This is a genomic window from Pseudomonas sp. CP4 (assembly GCF_047758505.1).
GTDB lineage: Bacteria > Pseudomonadota > Gammaproteobacteria > Pseudomonadales > Pseudomonadaceae > Aquipseudomonas > Aquipseudomonas fluorescens_AO.
This window is the reverse complement of sequence record NZ_CP180489.1, coordinates 300,517-317,886: the sequence shown is the minus strand read 5'-3', so window position 1 is coordinate 317,886 and position 17,370 is coordinate 300,517. Positions and strand designations below refer to the sequence as shown.

The 17,370-nt window shown below is 61.3% G+C and carries 15 protein-coding genes; 5 read left to right on the top strand and 10 right to left on the bottom strand.

The window, feature by feature from the left end; genetic code table 11:
• The first annotated feature begins 46 nt into the window (after positions 1–46).
• Together ACMYUN_RS01235 and ACMYUN_RS01230 are read left to right on the top strand one after the other, a co-directional pair.
• The gene (locus ACMYUN_RS01235) at positions 47–877 is read left to right on the top strand and encodes an undecaprenyl-diphosphate phosphatase (RefSeq protein ID WP_039760572.1); all 831 of its coding nucleotides are present in this window, start codon (positions 47–49) and stop codon (positions 875–877) included.
• Positions 874–1,302 carry a DUF1294 domain-containing protein gene (locus tag ACMYUN_RS01230; RefSeq protein ID WP_415762508.1) on the top strand — a complete coding sequence of 143 codons (429 nt, stop codon included), beginning with the start codon at positions 874–876 and terminating at the stop codon, positions 1,300–1,302. Before ACMYUN_RS01235 ends, ACMYUN_RS01230 begins: the two co-directional genes overlap by 4 nt.
• 119 nt (positions 1,303–1,421) lie before the next feature.
• On the opposite strand, the gene ACMYUN_RS01225 is transcribed toward ACMYUN_RS01230, so the two are convergent.
• Together ACMYUN_RS01225 and ACMYUN_RS01220 are read right to left on the bottom strand one after the other, a co-directional pair.
• The gene (locus tag ACMYUN_RS01225) at positions 1,422–1,781 is read right to left on the bottom strand and encodes an MmcQ/YjbR family DNA-binding protein (RefSeq protein ID WP_039760575.1); all 360 of its coding nucleotides are present in this window, start codon (positions 1,779–1,781) and stop codon (positions 1,422–1,424) included.
• Entirely contained in the window at positions 1,778–2,686 is a 909-nt protein-coding gene (locus ACMYUN_RS01220; RefSeq protein ID WP_415762507.1) for a LysR substrate-binding domain-containing protein, read from the bottom strand. Before ACMYUN_RS01220 ends, ACMYUN_RS01225 begins: the two co-directional genes overlap by 4 nt.
• A 126-nt stretch (positions 2,687–2,812) precedes the next feature.
• Between ACMYUN_RS01220 and ACMYUN_RS01215 the strand changes: the two genes are divergently transcribed.
• Positions 2,813–3,424: an FMN-dependent NADH-azoreductase gene (locus ACMYUN_RS01215; protein WP_415762506.1), complete on the top strand. Its 612-nt coding sequence runs from the start codon at positions 2,813–2,815 to the stop codon at positions 3,422–3,424.
• A gap of 169 nt (positions 3,425–3,593) precedes the next feature.
• A complete protein-coding gene (locus ACMYUN_RS01210; RefSeq protein ID WP_415762505.1) occupies positions 3,594–4,631 on the top strand; it encodes an alpha/beta hydrolase family protein in 1,038 nt (345 codons plus the stop codon).
• 52 nt (positions 4,632–4,683) lie between these two features.
• Here ACMYUN_RS01210 and ACMYUN_RS01205 read toward each other — a convergent pair whose 3' ends face one another.
• The 6 genes from ACMYUN_RS01205 to ACMYUN_RS01180 all read right to left on the bottom strand — a co-directional run bounded on the left by ACMYUN_RS01205 (position 4,684) and on the right by ACMYUN_RS01180 (position 15,099).
• Positions 4,684–6,387 (bottom strand): amidase, encoded by a 1,704-nt coding sequence (locus ACMYUN_RS01205; RefSeq protein WP_415762504.1) that lies wholly within the window; start codon positions 6,385–6,387, stop codon positions 4,684–4,686.
• 164 nt (positions 6,388–6,551) lie between these two features.
• Positions 6,552–8,057, bottom strand: a complete 1,506-nt coding sequence (proP, locus tag ACMYUN_RS01200) for a glycine betaine/L-proline transporter ProP (protein WP_039760584.1) — start codon at positions 8,055–8,057, stop codon at positions 6,552–6,554.
• Positions 8,058–9,189: 1,132 nt separating this feature from the next.
• Positions 9,190–10,488 (bottom strand): carbohydrate porin, encoded by a 1,299-nt coding sequence (locus ACMYUN_RS01195; protein ID WP_415762503.1) that lies wholly within the window; start codon positions 10,486–10,488, stop codon positions 9,190–9,192.
• Between the two features lie 96 nt (positions 10,489–10,584).
• Entirely contained in the window at positions 10,585–12,990 is a 2,406-nt protein-coding gene (locus ACMYUN_RS01190; protein WP_415762502.1) for a glucose/quinate/shikimate family membrane-bound PQQ-dependent dehydrogenase, read from the bottom strand.
• Between the two features lie 254 nt (positions 12,991–13,244).
• Positions 13,245–14,255 (bottom strand): NADP-dependent oxidoreductase, encoded by a 1,011-nt coding sequence (locus ACMYUN_RS01185; RefSeq protein WP_415762501.1) that lies wholly within the window; start codon positions 14,253–14,255, stop codon positions 13,245–13,247.
• A gap of 55 nt (positions 14,256–14,310) precedes the next feature.
• Complete coding sequence (locus tag ACMYUN_RS01180; protein ID WP_415762500.1) at positions 14,311–15,099, bottom strand: SDR family NAD(P)-dependent oxidoreductase; 789 nt, start codon at positions 15,097–15,099, stop codon at positions 14,311–14,313.
• Between the two features lie 138 nt (positions 15,100–15,237).
• Between ACMYUN_RS01180 and ACMYUN_RS01175 the strand changes: the two genes are divergently transcribed.
• Positions 15,238–15,840, top strand: a complete 603-nt coding sequence (locus ACMYUN_RS01175; protein ID WP_039760636.1) for a TetR/AcrR family transcriptional regulator — start codon at positions 15,238–15,240, stop codon at positions 15,838–15,840.
• Positions 15,841–15,845: 5 nt separating this feature from the next.
• Here the strand turns inward: ACMYUN_RS01175 and ACMYUN_RS01170 are convergent, their stop codons facing one another.
• Together ACMYUN_RS01170 and ACMYUN_RS01165 are read right to left on the bottom strand one after the other, a co-directional pair.
• Positions 15,846–16,247: a response regulator transcription factor gene (locus tag ACMYUN_RS01170; protein WP_235374479.1), complete on the bottom strand. Its 402-nt coding sequence runs from the start codon at positions 16,245–16,247 to the stop codon at positions 15,846–15,848.
• Entirely contained in the window at positions 16,244–17,233 is a 990-nt protein-coding gene (locus tag ACMYUN_RS01165) for a response regulator (RefSeq protein WP_415762499.1), read from the bottom strand. Before ACMYUN_RS01165 ends, ACMYUN_RS01170 begins: the two co-directional genes overlap by 4 nt.
• Between the last annotated feature and the right edge of the window lie 137 nt (positions 17,234–17,370).

The following is a 17,370-nucleotide window of genomic DNA, read 5'->3' as shown; positions in this document are numbered from 1 at the left end:
AAATACTATCGGGGCATGCCGTCGCGCATCGCTCTCTGGGGGATTGATGGATCTTTGGACTGCCTTGCAGGCACTGATACTAGGAGTTGTAGAAGGGCTGACGGAGTTTTTGCCCATTTCGAGTACCGGACACCAGATCATCGTCGCCGACTTGCTGAACTTCGGCGGCGAGCGGGCCATGGCGTTCAACATCATCATTCAGCTCGGCGCGATTCTCGCGGTGGTCTGGGAGTTTCGCCGCAAGATCCTCGACGTGGTGATCGGCTTGCCGACCCAGCCGAGTGCACGGCGTTTTACGGCTAATCTGCTGATCGCGTTTTTGCCCGCCGTGGTGCTCGGAGTGATCTTTGCCGATCTGATCCACGAATACTTGTTCAACCCTATCACCGTAGCGGCGGCGCTGGTCATTGGTGGGATCATCATGTTGTGGGCCGAACAACGTCAGCATGAAGTCCACGCCGAAACCGTTGACGAGATCCGCTGGACCGATGCGCTGAAAATCGGTTTCGCGCAATGCCTGGCAATGATTCCCGGCACTTCGCGCTCCGGTTCGACGATCATTGGCGGCTTGCTGTTCGGCCTGTCGCGCAAGACTGCAACCGAGTTTTCGTTCTTCCTCGCCATGCCGACCATGGTGGGTGCGGCGGTATATTCGGGCTACAAATACCGCGATCTGTTTGTGCCAGCGGATTTCCCGGTGTTCGCGATTGGTTTCGTCACCGCGTTTGTTTTCGCCATGATCGCTGTGCGCGGTTTGCTCAAGTTCATCGGCAACCACAGCTATGCAGCGTTTGCCTGGTACCGAATAGCGTTCGGCCTGTTCATTCTGGCGACCTGGCAGTTCGGCTGGGTGGACTGGTCGGCGGCCAAGCCATGAACGATTCGCGCGCGCAGCGCCCGCAAGGACGAGCTTCTGGCGGGCGCCTTCAGCATGTGAAGTTGAAGCTTGTGGTGCTGTTGATCGTCTGCGCGCTGCCGCTGTTCGGCTCACTGTCCATGTGGCTCAGTGGCCTCTCGCGGGTGCCGCTGGCGGCGTACGGGATTGTCAGTGTGCTGGCGTTTTTTCTGTATTGGGCCGACAAGCGCAAGGCCCGCGCCGATGCGTGGCGCACCCCGGAAAACATCCTGCACGCGGTAGAACTGGCGGGCGGCTGGCCGGGGGCGTTGATCGCCCAGCAAGTGTTTCGGCACAAGACGCGCAAGGTGTCGTTTCAGATTCTGTTCTGGGTGATCGTGCTGCTGCATCAGGTGTTCTGGATTGACCAGATTTTTCTCGGATCGAACTTGCTGTCGCTGATTTAACGTCCACCGAAAATCCCCTGTGGGAGCGAGCCTGCTCGCGAAAGCAATCTCATCCTCGCTGATGAGTCGCCTGACAAACCGCCTTCGCGAGCAGGCTCGCTCCCACAGGATTTGCGTGCTTACAAAAGCAGGCCGATTTGCGTTTTTTTAGGCAACTTGCTCACCACCAGTTGATGCGACCGCTGCAACAGCGCCTGCAATTCCTCGGCACTCAGCGGGTAGGGCGGGTGCATGATGATCCACTGCGCCCGCGCCAGATACGGCGCCGGATGAACCCCCGGGCGGTCGCAATGGCCGAGAAACAGATCCTTGTCGACCTTGAACGCCAGCGAATCGCCGCGTAATCCCTGCAAGGCAAACATCTTGTTGCCGGCGATCGAGAACACCCGCACGCCGCCCCATTTGTAATCTTCCCGCGCGCCCGGCAGAGCCAGACAAAATGCGGCTACCTCGGTTTCGCTCATTTTTCCCTGTTTCATAACAACCGCTCCCCGCAGGCATTGAACGATTCGACCAAGTGATCGATCCATGCGCGCACCGCCGGCATTACCCCGCGCCGGTGCGGGTACACCGCTTGCAGCCAGCCGCCAGGCAATGACCATTCCGGCAGCATCTGCACCAGCGTGCCGTTACGCAGTTCGGTCTCGCAGAACATCATCGGCAGCACGGTGAAACCCTGACCAGCCAGCACGCAGGCCTTGCGCACGACAAAATCATCGATGCCCAGCCGCGCTTCCATGCTCAGATCGACGCTTTTGCCCTGCTGATCGAGCAGACGCACGTGGACCATGCGATCGGCTTCCAGGGCGCCGAGCACTGGCAGGGCTTTCAAGTCCTGCGGATGATTGATGGTCTTGCCCTGCATAAAGGCCGGACTGGCGATCACTACCGCCTGGGCCTGACGCAAGCGCCGGGTGACCAGCAACGGGTCTTCATCACCGTGATCGCGCACGCGCAAAGCGACATCGATGCCTTCGGTGACCAGATCGACTCGGCGGTTGAGCAGCACGACCTCCAGTTGCACCTGGGGAAATTTGCCAAGAAAGTCGCTGATCACCGTCGGCAGCATTTCATGGGCCAGACCGGTCGGGCACGACACCCGCAAGCGCCCGCGAGGTTCGCTGGACATGCTCGCCACGGCTTCGTCAGCCATTTCCGCTTCCAGCAGCATCGCCTGACAGTGGCGCAAATAGCGCTCGCCGACAGCGGTGAGATTGAGTTGGCGGGTGGTGCGTTGCAACAAGCGTGCGCCGAGGCGTTCCTCCAGTTCGGCAATCCTTCTGGAGAGCCGCGACTTGGGAATACCGAGCAGGCGCCCGGCGGCGGCAAATCCGCCGGCTTCGACCACTTTGGCGAAGTAATAGAGATCGTTGAGATCCTGCATGTGCCTTTCCACTCGTTCTATTAATGGGACGAACTATCGCATTGTCGGCGACTAATCAGCTATTGGTTTGTTGCGTAGGATTGTCTCCATTCCGTCGCCACCGGCGATTCTTTCAGGAGCACCCACATGAAACTGTTGCACATCGATTCGAGCATTCTGGGCGACAACTCGGCTTCCCGTCAGTTGAGCCGTCAAGTCGTCGACGCCTGGCAAGCCGCCGAGCCGAGCGCCGTGGTCACCTACCGCGACCTGGCCGCCGATGCCATCAGCCATTTTTCGGCCAACACACTGGTCGCCGCTGGCACCACCGCCGAATTGCGCGACGCTGCGCAACAGCACGAAGCCGAGCTGAGCGCCTCGACCCTGGCCGAATTCATCGCTGCGGACGCCGTGGTGATTGCCGCGCCGATGTACAACTTCACTGTGCCAACCCAATTGAAAGCGTGGATCGACCGCGTTGCCGTTGCCGGCCAGACGTTCCGCTACACCGAAGCCGGCCCGGAAGGCCTGTGCGGTGGCAAGAAAGTGGTCATCGTGTCGACCTCCGGCGGCATCCACGCCGGGCAGGCCAGCGGCATCGCTCACGAGGAATATCTGAAGCTGGTGCTCGGTTTCCTAGGCATCACCGACATCGAAATCGTCCGCGCTGAAGGTCTGGCCTATGGCGAAGAAGTGCGCAATAACGCCATGAACGCTGCGCAAGCGAAGATCAGCGAGCAACTGTTCGCCGCCGCGTAAGGCTTGCGTAAAGAACAGCTGATGTTCAGGTAATCGCCAAAAAACTCTGTATTCTGGTTTCTGCAAGGGCCGATTACGGAGTTTTTTGTTTCTGGCTGTTACATAATCTGGCCCGGGTTATGCAGTTTCAGCACATCCAACGATGTGGTCCAACCAGGGTGGGGCATTCATGAGGCATCTTTGTGCAATGTTGCTGATTTGCCTGCTGGGCAGCCTGAATTCAGTGCAGGCCGCGCCGGGGCGACACCCGGTCTGGAGCGTCGGTTATCACGAGATGACCTTTCTCGACCCGCTCGATCTGCAACCGATGCGCGCCATCGCTTTTTACCCGTCCAGTGACCGCGAGCACATGAGTTTGCTTGAGGGTTACTCGGTCGAGGCCGGAGAAGACACCAAAGTCGCCATCGGCCGCTTTCCGATGTTGATGCTTTCCCATGGCAACACCGGTACGCCGCTGGCCTTGCATGATCTGGCCACGTCGCTGGCGCGCAAGGGCTTCGTAGTGGTGGCGGTGATTCATCCCGGCGACAACTCCCGCGACCACAGCCGACTCGGCACGTTGAGCAATCTTTACGGGCGACCGATCCAGATTTCCCAAGCGATCACCGCGACGCTCGCCGATAACATGCTGGCGCCGTTCGTCAATGCTGATCAGGTCGGTGTGATCGGTTATTCGGCGGGGGGCGAGACGGCGTTGATTCTTTCCGGCGCCCAGCCGGATCTTGATCGTCTACGCCGCTATTGCCAGGAACGCCCGGACGATCACGACGCCTGCAACACCCAGGGTGAGCTGATTGTCGATCGCGATGACTTGCAGCCGGTGGCCGATCCACGGGTTCACGCGTTATTGCTGATGGCGCCGCTGAGCCTGAAGTTCGGCCGCCATACCCTCGCCGATGTGCACGTACCGGTGCTGCTCTACAGCGGCGACGGCGACAAACTGGTGGCCTTTGATAAAAACGCGGCTGCCCTGGCGCGCAAGCTGCCCACCGCGCCGGACTTCAAGCTGCTGGCCGGGGCAGGGCACTTCGTGTTTCTGGCGCCATGCAATGAAGAGCAGATCCGCGCCATGCCAGCGTTGTGCACCGATGCTGATGGAGTGGATCGCGAGGATATTCACCGCAACCTGATTTCCGAAGCCGGACGATTTTTTGCCCATGCACTGGGCAAATCGACGCGAGCAGGGATGCAGACGGCGGATCAGTAAGCCCGCCCTCAGCACTTCATCAATGCTGAGAGCGGGCTTGCGGTTGCGCTGATCAGGACAGTGGCGGCGTACGCGGTGGGATCTGGCGTTTGCTGCCGGTGGATTCGAAGGCGGCGGCGAAGCGCAACAGGTTCGAATCGTCGTAGGCGCGGCCGGCGAAAGTCAGGCCGACCGGCATGCCGATGTCGGCCATGACGCCCATCGGCACGGTGACCGTGGGTACGCCGAGGTGGCGGATCGCAAGGTTACCGTTGGCCACCCAGACGCCATTGCTCCAGGCGATGTCGGCCGAGGCTGGATTGACATCGGCGTCCGCCGGGCCAACGTCGGCGACGGTCGGGAACAGCACGGCGTCGAGACCAAGTTTATCCATCCAGTCTTCGAGGTCGATGCGTCGGGTCTGCTCCAGACCGCGCAAGCCATCAGGCACGGTAGGGATTTCATTCCACGGCGTGATGCCGCGTTCGGCCATGCGCACGTATTCGTCCATGCCGGCGGCCAGATCGCCTTCGCGGTTGGGCAGGGTGCCAGGGTCATGGGGGAAGATTTTCGGCCCGTCGACGTCGACCAGACGATTGAGTTTCGGGTCACCGTTGGCTTGCAGGAAATCGTCAAACGCCCAGGCCGTCAGATCCCACAGTTCATGATGCAGGAATTCTTTCGACACCAAGCCACGAGTGAACACGGTTGGCGCGCCGGGGCGGTCGCCTTCGCAGTTGGAGACCAGCGGGAAATCGGATTCGATGACTTCGGCGCCGGCGGCTTCGAGGGCCTGGCGCGCCTGCTTCCACAAATCGATCACTGACGGGCGGGTATTGATGCGCTGGCCAGTCGGGCCGCCGATACCGGGGGCGTCACTGGTGCCGGCGTCCGGGTCGGCATTGATGTACATGCGCGGGATGGCGAAGCGTTTGCCGGTCAGGGCTTTGGCGTCGACGGCCAGTTCGCTGTACGCCGCCGGGCGCACTTCGCTGACACGCGGGATCGGCACCCACGGTTGCAGACGCCACAGGTCGCCACGGGTGTCCGGGTCTTCGGCGACAACTACGTCGAGTACCTCGAGCAGGTCGGCCATGGTCCGCGCGAACGGCACGACGACGTCCATGGTTGGGGTCAACGGCCAGTTACCGCGCACCGAAATCACTCCGCGCGACGGTGTGTAGGCGCACAGGCCGTTGTTCGACGCAGGGCCACGGCCGCTCGACCAGGTTTCCTCAGCCAGACCGAACGCCGCGAAACTCGCAGCAGTCGCGGTACCGGCACCATTGGAAGAGCCGGAGGCGAACGGCGCGGTGAGGTAAGCAGCGTTGTACGGGCTTTCCGCCCGGCCATAAACGCCACGCTGCATACCGCCATTGGCCATCGGCGGCATATTGGTCTTGCCCAGACAGATCGCCCCGGCCGCGCGCAGGCGCTCGATGGTGAAAGCGTCGCGATGGGCAACCAGATCGGCAAACGCCGGACTGCCGGAGGCGGCGGTCAGGCCCTTGACCAGATAGCTGTCCTTGGCGGTGTAGGGAATGCCATCGAGCGGGCCAAGGGATTCACCTTTGGCGCGGCGGGCGTCGGAGGCGCGTGCTTCGTTCAACGCTTCAGGATTGCGCACGATTACGGCGTTGAGGGCTGTCGGCGTATCGGCACCGTCATAGACATCGACGCGCGCCAGATAGGCTTGCACCAATTCCACAGCAGTGGTCTGGCCGGATTCGAGGGCGGCGCGCAATTGCGCGATGGAGACTTCGGTGACTTCGATCATGGGGTCACCTGTTGGGCGTGGATGTTCTGGGCAGGGGTATTCATAGCGGTTCTCGTTGCACGGCTTTAAGCGACAAGGTTGAGACTGGCGCCTATTTAACACCAAGCCGCGCTTCGAGTAATCGACGGGGTGACGGCCCCGCCGATTTTTTTGCGTCCAGCGGATTATTCGTTGATGCGCGGATGCTGCTGAACCAGCACTTTGCGCTTGGCCTCCAGCTCGGCGATTTCGGCATCGATGTCTTCGATTTTCTGCTCGATGTTGTCGTGGTGCTCCTGCAGCAGTTCCTTGGCCTCTTCGAGGTCGGAGGCTGCCGGGGCGGCGCCGCGCAGGGGTTTGTTGGCGGTTTCCTTCATGGTTACACCGGTGACCAGGCCGACCACGGCGATGACCATCAGGTAGTAGGCGGGCATGTACAGGTCGTTGGTGCTTTCCACCAGCCAGGCCACGGCGGTCGGGGTCAGACCGGCGATCAGCACCGAAACGTTGAAGGCACTGGCCAAGGCGCTGTAGCGGATGTGGGTGGGGAACATCGCCGGCAGGGTCGAGGCCATCACGCCGATAAAGAAATTGAGCAGCACCGCGAGAATCAGCAAGCCGCAGAAGATCAGGCCGATACTGCCGCTGTTGATCAGCATGAACGCCGGAATGGCGAAGATGAACAGACCGATGCTGCCGACGACGATGAAGGGTTTGCGGCCGATCTTGTCACTGATGAAACCGATCATTGGCTGCACGAACAGCATGCCGACCATGATCGCGATGATGATCAGTACGCCGTGGTTTTCACTGTAATGCAGGTTGTGCGTCAAGTAGCTCGGCATGTAGGTGAGCAACATGTAATAGGTGACGTTGGTCGCCGCCACCACGCCGATGCAGGTCATCAGGCTGCGCCAGTGTTTGGTCGCAACTTCCTTGAACGAGACTTTCGGGCCACCGGCGAGACCTTCACGGTCGCCTTGTTCGAGTTTTTCCACGTGCTGCTGGAACGCCGGAGTTTCTTCCAGGGCGTGGCGCAGGTACAGGCCGATCATGCCCAGTGGCAAGGCGAGGAAGAACGGAATCCGCCAGCCCCATTCCTCGAAGCGCTGCTCACCAAGGATCGTCGAAATCATCACCACCACGCCGGCGCCGAAGACGAAACCGGCGATCGAGCCGAAGTCCAGCCAGCTGCCGAGGAAACCGCGCTTGCGATCCGGGGCGTATTCAGCGACGAAAATCGAAGCGCCGGTGTATTCGCCACCGACCGAGAAACCCTGAGCCATTTTCGCCAGCAACAGCAGAATCGGCGCCCAGATGCCGATCGAGGCATAGGACGGAATCAGGCCTATGGCGAAGGTGCTCAGGGACATGATGACGATGGTCGCGGCAAGGACTTTCTGCCGCCCGTATTTGTCGCCGAGTGCGCCGAAGAACAGCCCGCCCAGTGGACGAATCAGGAACGGCACGGAGAAGGTCGCCAGGGCGGCGATCATTTGCACGCCGGGATCGGCGCCGGGGAAGAAGACCTTGCCGAGCACATAGGCGACAAAGCCGTAGACGCCAAAGTCGAACCATTCCATGGCGTTGCCCAGTGCGGCGGCGGTGATCGCCTTGCGCATCTTGGCGTCGTCGACGATGGTGATGTCTTTCAAACCGATCGGTTTGACAGTGTTCTTGCGTGATTTCATTGCGCTGTTCCCGCTCGCTGATCCAGATTACCGCTGCGATGCCATCTCCATGATGGCGCCGGTTCTTCTGCCTCAGATACATGCGGACACGAAATAATTCACCGACGGCAGAATTAATTTCCGCCCGCCGCAAATCCTCCGTATCCCACGGGAGCGAGCCTGCTCGCGAAGGCGGCGCTACATTCAACATCGCAGTCGCCTGACCCGGCGCTTTCGCGAGCAAGCCCGCTCCCACAGTGGATCTGTGTTGTGCCGGGATTCAATGCACGCCGCCGAACCTTGTGGGAGTGGGCTTGCTCACGAAGAGGGCAGCCCATCCGACATCGCCTTCGCCTGACCTGGCGCTTTCGCGAGCAGGCTCGCTCCCACAGTGGATCTGTGTTGTGCCGGGATTTTTGCACGCCGCCGAATCCTGTGGGAGTGGGCTTGCTCGCGAAGAGGGCAGCCCATCCGACATCGCCTTCGGCTGACCCGGCGCTTTCGCGAGCAAGCTCGCTCCCACAGCGGATCTGTGTTGTGCCGGGATTTTTTGCACGGCGCTGAATCTTGTGGGAGTGAGCTTGCTCACGAAGAGGGCAGCACATCCAACATCGCCTTCGGCTGACCCGGCGCTTTCGCGAGCAGGCTCGCTCCCACAGCGAATCTGTGTTGTGCCGGTATTCTTTGCACGCCGCCGAATCTTGTGGGAGTGAGCTTGCTCACGAAGAGGGCGGCACATCCAACATCGCCTTCGCCTGACCCGGCGCCTTCGCGAGCAGGCTCGCTCCCACAGTGGATCTGTGTTGTGCCGGGATTCTTTGCACGCCGCCGAATCCTGTGGGAGTGGGCTTGCTCACGAAGAGGGCGGCACATCCAACATCGCCTTCGCCTGACCCGGCGCTTTCGCGAGCAGGCTCGCTCCCACAGTGGATCTGTGTTGTGCCGGGATTTTTTGCACGCCGCCGAATCCTGTGGGAGTGGGCTTGCTCACGAAGAGGGCGGCACATCCAACATCGCCTTCGCCTGACCCGGCGCTTTCGCGAGCAAGCTCGCTCCCACAGTGGATCTGTGTTGTGCCGGGATTCTTAGCACGCCGCCGAATCTTGTGGGAGTGGGCTTGCTCACGAAGGCGGCATTACATTCACCGCGAGGCTTAAAGCGCAGCCTTCACCTGCAAACCGACCACCAGCGCATTGTCGATGTCCTGGCCGGAAAACGCGCCCGGTTCGATGATGTATTGCAGGTTCGGGCGCAGGGTCAGCCATGGGGTGGCCTGGTAGCCGTAGCCCAATTCGATCAACTGCTCGGCGCTGTCGAGGTTCGGGAACGCAGCACCGTTGTCCAGCGCGGCATCCTGTTGCACATCGCGGCTGCGCGGGTTCGGCACGGCGCGGCCATAGCCCAGCGCCAGGGTGTCACGCGGGCGGCCTTCGAACGGTTTGTACAAAACCACGCCAGTGCCGTACCACTTGCTGAACGGCGAAGCCGCTGCACTGGCCGCCGAATATTGACCGAACGCATGCAGGCTGCGGCCCTCGGAGGTCGGCGAACGCCATACGGCCTGATCGATCAGCAAATAATGCCCGCCACGCCCGGACACTTCATCGTCGCTGCCAATGCGCTTGACGTCGGAGCTGTCGTAGTAATAGCCGACCTTGTACTCGCCCGGCAGCTCGCCGGCGTGCTTGTACACCAGCTCGATCGGCACGACGGTGCCAGTGGTGTGCTTCGGCCCCAGATGCCAGGCGCGGCTGGAATTGCCGTTGCTCTCCGGGTCGACGTTGAACGCCGCCACACGCAACTGCCAGGACGGCGACAGGTCGTATTTGACCCGCACGCCCAGACGCGCGTTGGGGTAGTTGGTCCAGCCGCTGCCGCCGGACATGTTCAGCGGGTGACCGCAGAAACCGGCATTCATGAAGTTGCACAGAATGCCGCTATCCAGACCGCCGAGGTCGTTGCCCATGGCCATGTAGCCGAGCTTTACGTTCAGCGCCGGGGTAAACAGGCTGCGCTCGTAACTGAGTTCAGTCAGGCGCGTGTACAGACCGCCGTAGTTTTCCTGAATCGGCAGGCGGTTGCCGACCAGATCTTCCGAAGCGCTGTTGCCGCGACGGTCGTTGATGGTCAGTTGCACCTTGCCGGCATTGTCGACGCCATAGATCTTGCTCAGATCAAACTGCACGCCGAGCTTGATGTTCTGCGAGTAGCGCGCCGAGCGGTGCAGGCCGCCGTCGGCGTTATAGGCGGTTTCGCCGCTGTAATCGCCAGTGAACCTGATGCCATCTTCATCGAGTTGATGACGCAGGCCGCCCCAGTCACCGCTCAGGGTGCTGCGGCTCAGCAGATCGGACTCGCTGGCCGCCAGCGCGGGGAGGGCAGTGCTGCAGCTCAGGCCCAGCAACAGGCCAATGGAAAGCTTGGTACGAGAAAAGCGAACAGCCGATGACATGTGAATCCTTCCTGCTGAAATCTTTAACGCAATAAAACGGCGACGCGGTGCTTTTGGGCACCGCGCGCTGGGGGAGGTTGGTGGTGCGGCAGCGAGTTACGGCAGGGCGTAAGCCATCACGTAATCGCCACGATCGGTCGACTGGCGTGCGCCGCCAGCGGTGACGACGATGTACTGCTTGCCGGTCTTCGGCGAAACGTACGTCATCGGGCCGCCCTGGCTGCCGACCGGCAGACGGGCTTTCCAGACTTCTTCACCGTTGCCGCTGTTGAAGGCGCGCAGGTAGAAGTCCTGAGTACCGGCAATGAAGATCAGGCCGCCCTGGGTCGACAGGGTGCCACCGAGGGTTGGCAGACCGATCTTGATCGGTAGGTGCATGCGGATGCCCAGGGGACCGGTGTCTTCAACGGTGCCGACCGGAACCTGCCACGCGACTTTCTGGGTCTTCATGTCGATCGCGGTCAGAGTGCCGAACGGCGGCGCCTGGCACGGAATGCCAGCCACCGAGAGGAAGCGGTTCTTGTTCACCGCGTACGGCGTGCCTTTGAGCGGCACAGCGCCCATGCCGGTGTTCAGTGCTTCGCCACCGCCAGCGGCCTGGCCTTTGTTTTGCGACGGAATCATCTGAATCCACAGACCCAGGCGCATGTCGTTGACGAAGATGAAACCGTGTACCGGGTCAGTGGAAATGCTGCCCCAGTTCATGCCACCCAGCGAACCTGGGAAGCTCAGCGATTTGTCGGTCCCCGGTGCGGTGTACAGACCGTCGTAGCGCATGCTCTTGAAGTCGATGCGGCAGAGCAACTGGTCGTACGGCGTGGCGCCCCACATGTCCGATTCGGTCAGGTGCTGCGCGCCGATCTGCGGCATGCCCACGGATTTCGGCTGGGTCGGCGAGTACGGCTCGTTAGGGATGTTCGCGGCTTTCACCGGTACTTCTTTGACCTCGGTCAGCGGCTTGCCGGTGGCGCGGTCGAGCACATAGATCTGCCCGGCCTTGGTGCCGATGACCAGCGCCGGAACGCTTTGACCGTCCTTGTCGAAGTCGATCAGGCTCGGCTGCATCGGCAAGTCGAAGTCCCAGAGATCGTTGTGCACGGTCTGGAACACCCAGCGTTCTTCACCGGTGCTGGCGTCGAGCGCGAGGATCGAAGCGCCGTACTTGTGGTCCAGTTCGCTGCGCTCGACACCATAGATGTCGGTGGACGAGCTGCCCATCGGCAGGAACACCGTGTTGGTCGCCGCGTCGTAGGACATCGGCGCCCAGCTGTTCGGCGTGCTGCGCACGTAGGTTTTGCCATCGGCCGGCGCGTTGCGATCCTGCGGGTTGCCCGGGTCGAACGCCCAGCGCATGACGCCGGTGATCACGTCAAAACCACGAATCACACCGCCCGGCATGTCGCTCTGCACGTTGTCGGCGACGCGACCACCAACCACAACGGTGGTGCCGGCCATCAACGGCGCGGACGACAATTGATAGTAGCTGTCCGGCACATCACCCAGGCCGGCCTTCAGATCGACCTGGCCGTTGTTGCCGAAACCCTGGCAAAACTCGCCAGTGTCAGCATCGACCGCGATCAAGCGGGCATCGATGGTGTTGGTCAGCAGACGACGCTGGCAGTTGGCAGCCGGCGCCGGTTTGGCTTCGATGATCGAAGAGTTGCTCGGCTGAGCGATGGTGACGGTTGCATCGAAATAGGCCATGCCACGGCAGCGCTGCCAGACTTTCGACTGGGCGTTGATCTGGTTTTTCCAGATTTCCTTGCCGGTGTCGGCGTCCAGCGCGATCAGGTTGTTGTGCGGGGTGCAGATGAAGACTTTGTTGCCGACCTGCAGTGGGGTGAGCTGGTCTTCGGCGCCGTTGCCATCGCTCTCGGCGACGTCACCTGTGTGGTAGGTCCACGCGACTTTCAATTTGTCGACGTTGTTGCGGTTGATCTGATCGAGCGCGGCGAAGCGGCTGCCACCTTCGGTGTTGCCATAGTGGGCCCAGTCTTTCTGCGCCTTGGCCGGCTCGACCGGAGTCAGGCCCGGGCCAGTGCCAGTGGCGGCAACGGTTGGGTGGGCGACGAACATGTTGCCCGCCGCAACGGCCACACCGACCGCGAGCACAGCGGCCACGGCATACGCGCCACGACCGGCCACGCGGCCATTGGCGCGCGCCAGCAGCGGGTAGACCAGAGCGACGACCATACCGATGGCGCTGAACATGAACAGCCGCGAGAACACCGGCCAGAACACCAGCCCGGCGTCAGCCACGGCCCAGATCGCGGTGGCCATTAGAAACGCGGCGAACAGCCAGGCGCCTGCAGTTTTCTTCAGTGCGATCAGCACCCCGGAAACGGTCATCGCCAGACCGCCGACCAGGAAGTACCAGGAACCGCCCAGACTGACCAGCTTCACACCGCCGGCCGCGAGCGCCAGACCGAGCAGGGCGATGATCACGCCAAGGCCGACCAGAATGAACGTTGAAACGCCTGAGACGCGTTGACTGTGGTTCACATTGAAAGTCCCGTTTGAATGAAGCGCGGGATTATAACGGTAACTAACCATTCAGTTAACCGCAGTTTTGCCAGGAAAACGTGCACTTCTGTGAATCAAGCGTGGTGCAGGATGGGCAAAATGCAAGGCGAGACGGCTTCTCAAGGCTCGAGCAGCAGCGGTCGCCATTCGATCAGGGGTGGTTTCAGCGGTTCTTCCACAAGTGGTGGATCGGATTCAGGTTCCGGGGGCAGTTGCTGATCGTCCTCTGGCATTTATTGCGCAGCCTGATCAACAGTGATGGCAACCTTGCCCCTGGCCCGACCTTGTCCAACGTAGTGCAACGCGTCAGCTATCTGATCGAACGGAAAAGTACGATCAACCACCGGTTTGATCACCCCGGCCTCAATCAACGCAGTGATTTTCTGCAACTGAACGCCATCGGCACGCATGAACAGAAACGAATAACCCACCCCGTGTTTGCGTGCTTTACGGCGAACACCACTGCTGAGCAGGCGCATCACCAGTCCGAGCAGCCACGACAACCCCTGCTCCCGAGCGAACCGCGCAGTCGGCGGTCCTGACAGGGAAATCAGTTGCCCGCCCGGTTTCAACACCTTCAACGATTTCTCCAGCACATCGCCGCCAAGGCTGTTGAGCACCACGTCGTAGTCGCGCAGCTCAATGGCGAAATCCTGCTGCTTGTAATCGATCACCAGATCAGCGCCCAGCGCCTTGACCCACGCGACATTCGCCGTGCTGGTCGTAGTCGCAACAAAAGCGCCGAGGTGTTTGGCCAGTTGAATGGCGACCGTACCGACGCCACCGGAGCCGGCGTGAATCAACACCTTCTGGCCCTTTTGCACGTTGGCGACATCGACCAGGGCCTGCCACGCCGTCAACGCCACCAGCGGCATGCAAGCCGCCTCGGTCATATCGAGATTGGTGGGTTTTAACGCGACCGCTTGTTCGTTGACGGCAATGCGTTCGGCAAACGTGCCGATCGCGTTTTCAGGTGCGCGCGCATAAACCTCATCGCCCGGCTTGAAATGCTTGACCGCTGCACCGCTGCCAATCACCACGCCGGCGACATCGTTGCCCAATATCAAAGGCATTTGATAAGGCAGGATCATCTTGAATTCGCCGCTGCGAATCTTCAGGTCCAGCGGGTTGACGCTGCTGGCGTGCACCTTGATCAACACGTCGTTTGCGCCGACAACCGGCTCGGCGACGTCGCCAATCCGGCCGCTCTGCTTGCCGTAGCGTTCGATGAAAAATGCCTTCATTACGGATGCTCTTGTCGGTAGAAACCCGCCGGCATTGCGGCGGGTCTGGATGAGGTCAGGCCTGAGTCAGATAACGTTGCGCCACCGCCGACTGGCGGATCTGCCCCAACAGGCCTTGCCGCGCCGCTTGCAAGGCATCCCAGCGCTCGCCTTCGTGCAGCGGCGGGATGGTCACGACTTCGCGACGGTCGAAACCGACCAGCGCGGCGTCGACCATGTCGCCGACTTCCATGATGTCGCTGAGGGTGTTGATGTCGATACCAGCGCGGTCCCAGATTTCCGTGCGAGTGGCCGCAGGCAATACGGCTTGCACGTACACGCCCTGTGGCGACAGCTCCAGGCTCAGGCCCTGGGAGAGGAACAGCACGAACGCCTTGGTTGCGCCATACACCGACATGCCGAACTCCGGCGCCAGGCCCACCACCGAGCCGATGTTGATGATCGCGCCGTCGCCAGCCTTGGCCAGGCGCGGGGCGATGGCACTGGCCAGACGCACCAGCGCGGTGGTGTTGAGCGCGACCAGTTGCGCCACGCTGTCGGTGCTCTGTTCGATGAATGTCCCGGACTGCGCGGCGCCGGCATTGTTGACGAGGATGCCGATGCGCGCGTCGTCACGCAGACGAGCCTCGACGGTTTGCAGGTCGCTCAGTTGCGTGAGGTCGGCCTGTAGCACTTCGACATCGACGTTGTGTTCAGCGCGCAAACCGGCAGCAAGGGTGTCCAGGCGCGCCTGGTCACGGGCGACCAGCACCAGATCGTGCCCGCGTTGGGCGAAACGTGCGGCGTAGACCGCGCCGATGCCGGAGGAGGCGCCAGTGATCAGAACAGTAGGGCGAGTAGTCATGGTGTGGGCTCTTTTCAGTAGAAGACTGATTGCGGGCCTTTAGGATGATGATCGAAATCTAAACTGTCAACGGTTTTGATTATGGCCAACATCTATGTATCATCGGCGCATGATTTTTCAGCGCTGGAGGTATTCAACATGCGCGTATCCAAGGCTCAGGCTCAGGCCAATCGCGAGCACATCGTCGAAACCGCTTCGGTGATGTTCCGCGAACGCGGTTATGACGGGGTCGGCGTGGCTGACCTGATGGCGGCCGCCGGTTTTACTCACGGCGGTTTCTACAAACACTTCGGTTCCAAGGCCGACCTGATGGCCGAAGCCTCGGCCAACAGCTTGGCGCAATCCACCGCCAGCGCCGAAACCATGAGCGTGCAGGACTTCATCGATGTGTACGTGTCGCGCGACCATCGCGACGGCCGTTCCACCGGTTGCACCATGGCGGCGCTGTGCGGCGATGCGGCGCGGCAGTCGGGGGATGTGAAGGCAGCGTTTGCCGAGGGGATCGAGCGCTTATTGCAGACCCTGGGCGAAAAATACCCGACCGCAGTGGATGCGCCGCAAGGTGAGGGCAGAACCCGGATGATCGACCTGCTGGCCCGGGCGGTCGGGGCGATCATGCTGTCGCGAGCGTGCCCGGACGAATCGGCGCTGGCCGATGAGATTCTGGCGGTCTGTCACGCTTCGATGACTGAGTCGTTACCCATCATCGAGACTTCGCAAGAAACCACGCAGGATAGCTGAAGCGATCAGTGCTGGCGGTGCAGGGCCTTGTCGAGTGCCGCTAGCAAAACCTCTTCTTCGAAGGGTTTGCACAGGCACTCGAACGCCTGGTAATGCCCGGTTTCGGCCAGCGCCGCCTCGTCCCAATGGGCGGACATGCAGATCACCGGAATCTGTCGCGGCAGCTCGCGCATGACATCGATGCCGGACAGGCCGGGCATGCGCAGATCCAGCAGCAGGCAGGCGATTTCGGCGAAGTCGGCTTCGGCGAGAAACGCTTCGCCACTGGCATAAACCTGCGCGCGATAACCGACCGAACGCAGCAGATTCGACAGGCTTTTGCGCACCGACGCGTCGTCATCGACGATGCAGACAATCGTCGGTCGGGTGTTCTCGATCGCCGTCGGGCGACCCACCGGGCCGCTCACGACAGGCTCGATGGGCCAGGCGAAGGCGCAGCGCTGATCAGTCCATAGAGTTCGACGAGGTTGACCAGCGAGCGGGTCTGCATCTTCGCCATGATGTGTTTGCGATGAACCTTGGCGGTCACTTCACTGGTGCCCAATTGGTTGGCGATCTGCTTGTTCGACAGACCGCCGACAATCAGTGGCAGCACCTCGCGCTCACGCGGCGTCAGTTGCGCCGCCAATTGCCGCACATGCTGAACCCGTTGCCACTGATTGAACGCAGTTGCGGCGTGTTGACGGGTGCTGCGCAGAATGTCGAGCAGTTCATCGTCGTTGAACGGCTTGGTCAGAAATTCCACCGCGCCAGCCTTCATCGCCTGCACCGACATCGGAATCGTGCCGTGGCCGGTCATGAAAATCACCGGCCACGGCTGGCCGCGCTCATTCAGCGCCGCCTGCAATTGCAGGCCTGTGGTTTCGGGCAGGCTGACGTCGAGCAACAGGCACGCCGGGCCATTGGCGATGTCGGCCTCGAGCAGTTCTTCGGCGGACTGGAAAATCCGGTGCTCGATGCCTTCGGCGCGCAACAAGCGGCTCAGCGCGCTACGCACGCAGGCCTCATCGTCAACGATGAACACCGGCACCGATTGCGCATCGACCGGCGGTGGCTGCGCCGCAATCGGCGCCGAGGCCAAGGCGTTGAACACGGGCAGTTTGGGTTCGCGGTCTTTCAATAATCGGTAACCTCGACGGGCAACCGTCTGGATGATTTCTTTTTCCCCGAGCAGTTTGCGCAGCGAGGAAATCTGCACCTGCAGATTGTTCTCTTCGACGACGATGTCCGGCCACACCTGATTGATCAGCTCGTCCTTGCTGACGATGCGCCCATCGGCCTGCATCAGTACCGAAAGTATTTCGAACGCCCGCCCGCCCATGCGCAAGGGCCGGCCATCGAGAAAGGCTTCGCGCCGTTCCATGGAAATCGTGGCTTGGCCAAGTCGGATCATGCAGGCCTCTGCGTCGCGGTGAGAAGGACAGGGCGCGGGCGCCGGGTTATCAGGCTCGTACGCTAGGGGACGGCCTGACATAAAGCAATTATCCCGAGGGATAAGACGCGCGCTTTCATAACGCGAAAACAGCGGCG

Bases quoted from the DNA above. Each gene is read 5' to 3' on its own strand.
- ACMYUN_RS01235 (WP_039760572.1), top strand. From the start codon at position 47: ATGGATCTTTGGACTGCCTTGCAGGCACTGATACTAGGAGTTGTAGAA.
- ACMYUN_RS01230 (WP_415762508.1), top strand. From the start codon at position 874: ATGAACGATTCGCGCGCGCAGCGCCCGCAAGGACGAGCTTCTGGCGGG.
- ACMYUN_RS01225 (WP_039760575.1), bottom strand. From the start codon at position 1,781: ATGAAACAGGGAAAAATGAGCGAAACCGAGGTAGCCGCATTTTGTCTG.
- ACMYUN_RS01220 (WP_415762507.1), bottom strand. From the start codon at position 2,686: ATGCAGGATCTCAACGATCTCTATTACTTCGCCAAAGTGGTCGAAGCC.
- ACMYUN_RS01215 (WP_415762506.1), top strand. From the start codon at position 2,813: ATGAAACTGTTGCACATCGATTCGAGCATTCTGGGCGACAACTCGGCT.
- ACMYUN_RS01210 (WP_415762505.1), top strand. From the start codon at position 3,594: ATGAGGCATCTTTGTGCAATGTTGCTGATTTGCCTGCTGGGCAGCCTG.
- ACMYUN_RS01205 (WP_415762504.1), bottom strand. From the start codon at position 6,387: ATGATCGAAGTCACCGAAGTCTCCATCGCGCAATTGCGCGCCGCCCTC.
- proP (WP_039760584.1), bottom strand. From the start codon at position 8,057: ATGAAATCACGCAAGAACACTGTCAAACCGATCGGTTTGAAAGACATC.
- ACMYUN_RS01195 (WP_415762503.1), bottom strand. From the start codon at position 10,488: ATGTCATCGGCTGTTCGCTTTTCTCGTACCAAGCTTTCCATTGGCCTG.
- ACMYUN_RS01185 (WP_415762501.1), bottom strand. From the start codon at position 14,255: ATGAAGGCATTTTTCATCGAACGCTACGGCAAGCAGAGCGGCCGGATT.
- ACMYUN_RS01180 (WP_415762500.1), bottom strand. From the start codon at position 15,099: ATGACTACTCGCCCTACTGTTCTGATCACTGGCGCCTCCTCCGGCATC.
- ACMYUN_RS01175 (WP_039760636.1), top strand. From the start codon at position 15,238: ATGCGCGTATCCAAGGCTCAGGCTCAGGCCAATCGCGAGCACATCGTC.
- ACMYUN_RS01165 (WP_415762499.1), bottom strand. From the start codon at position 17,233: ATGATCCGACTTGGCCAAGCCACGATTTCCATGGAACGGCGCGAAGCC.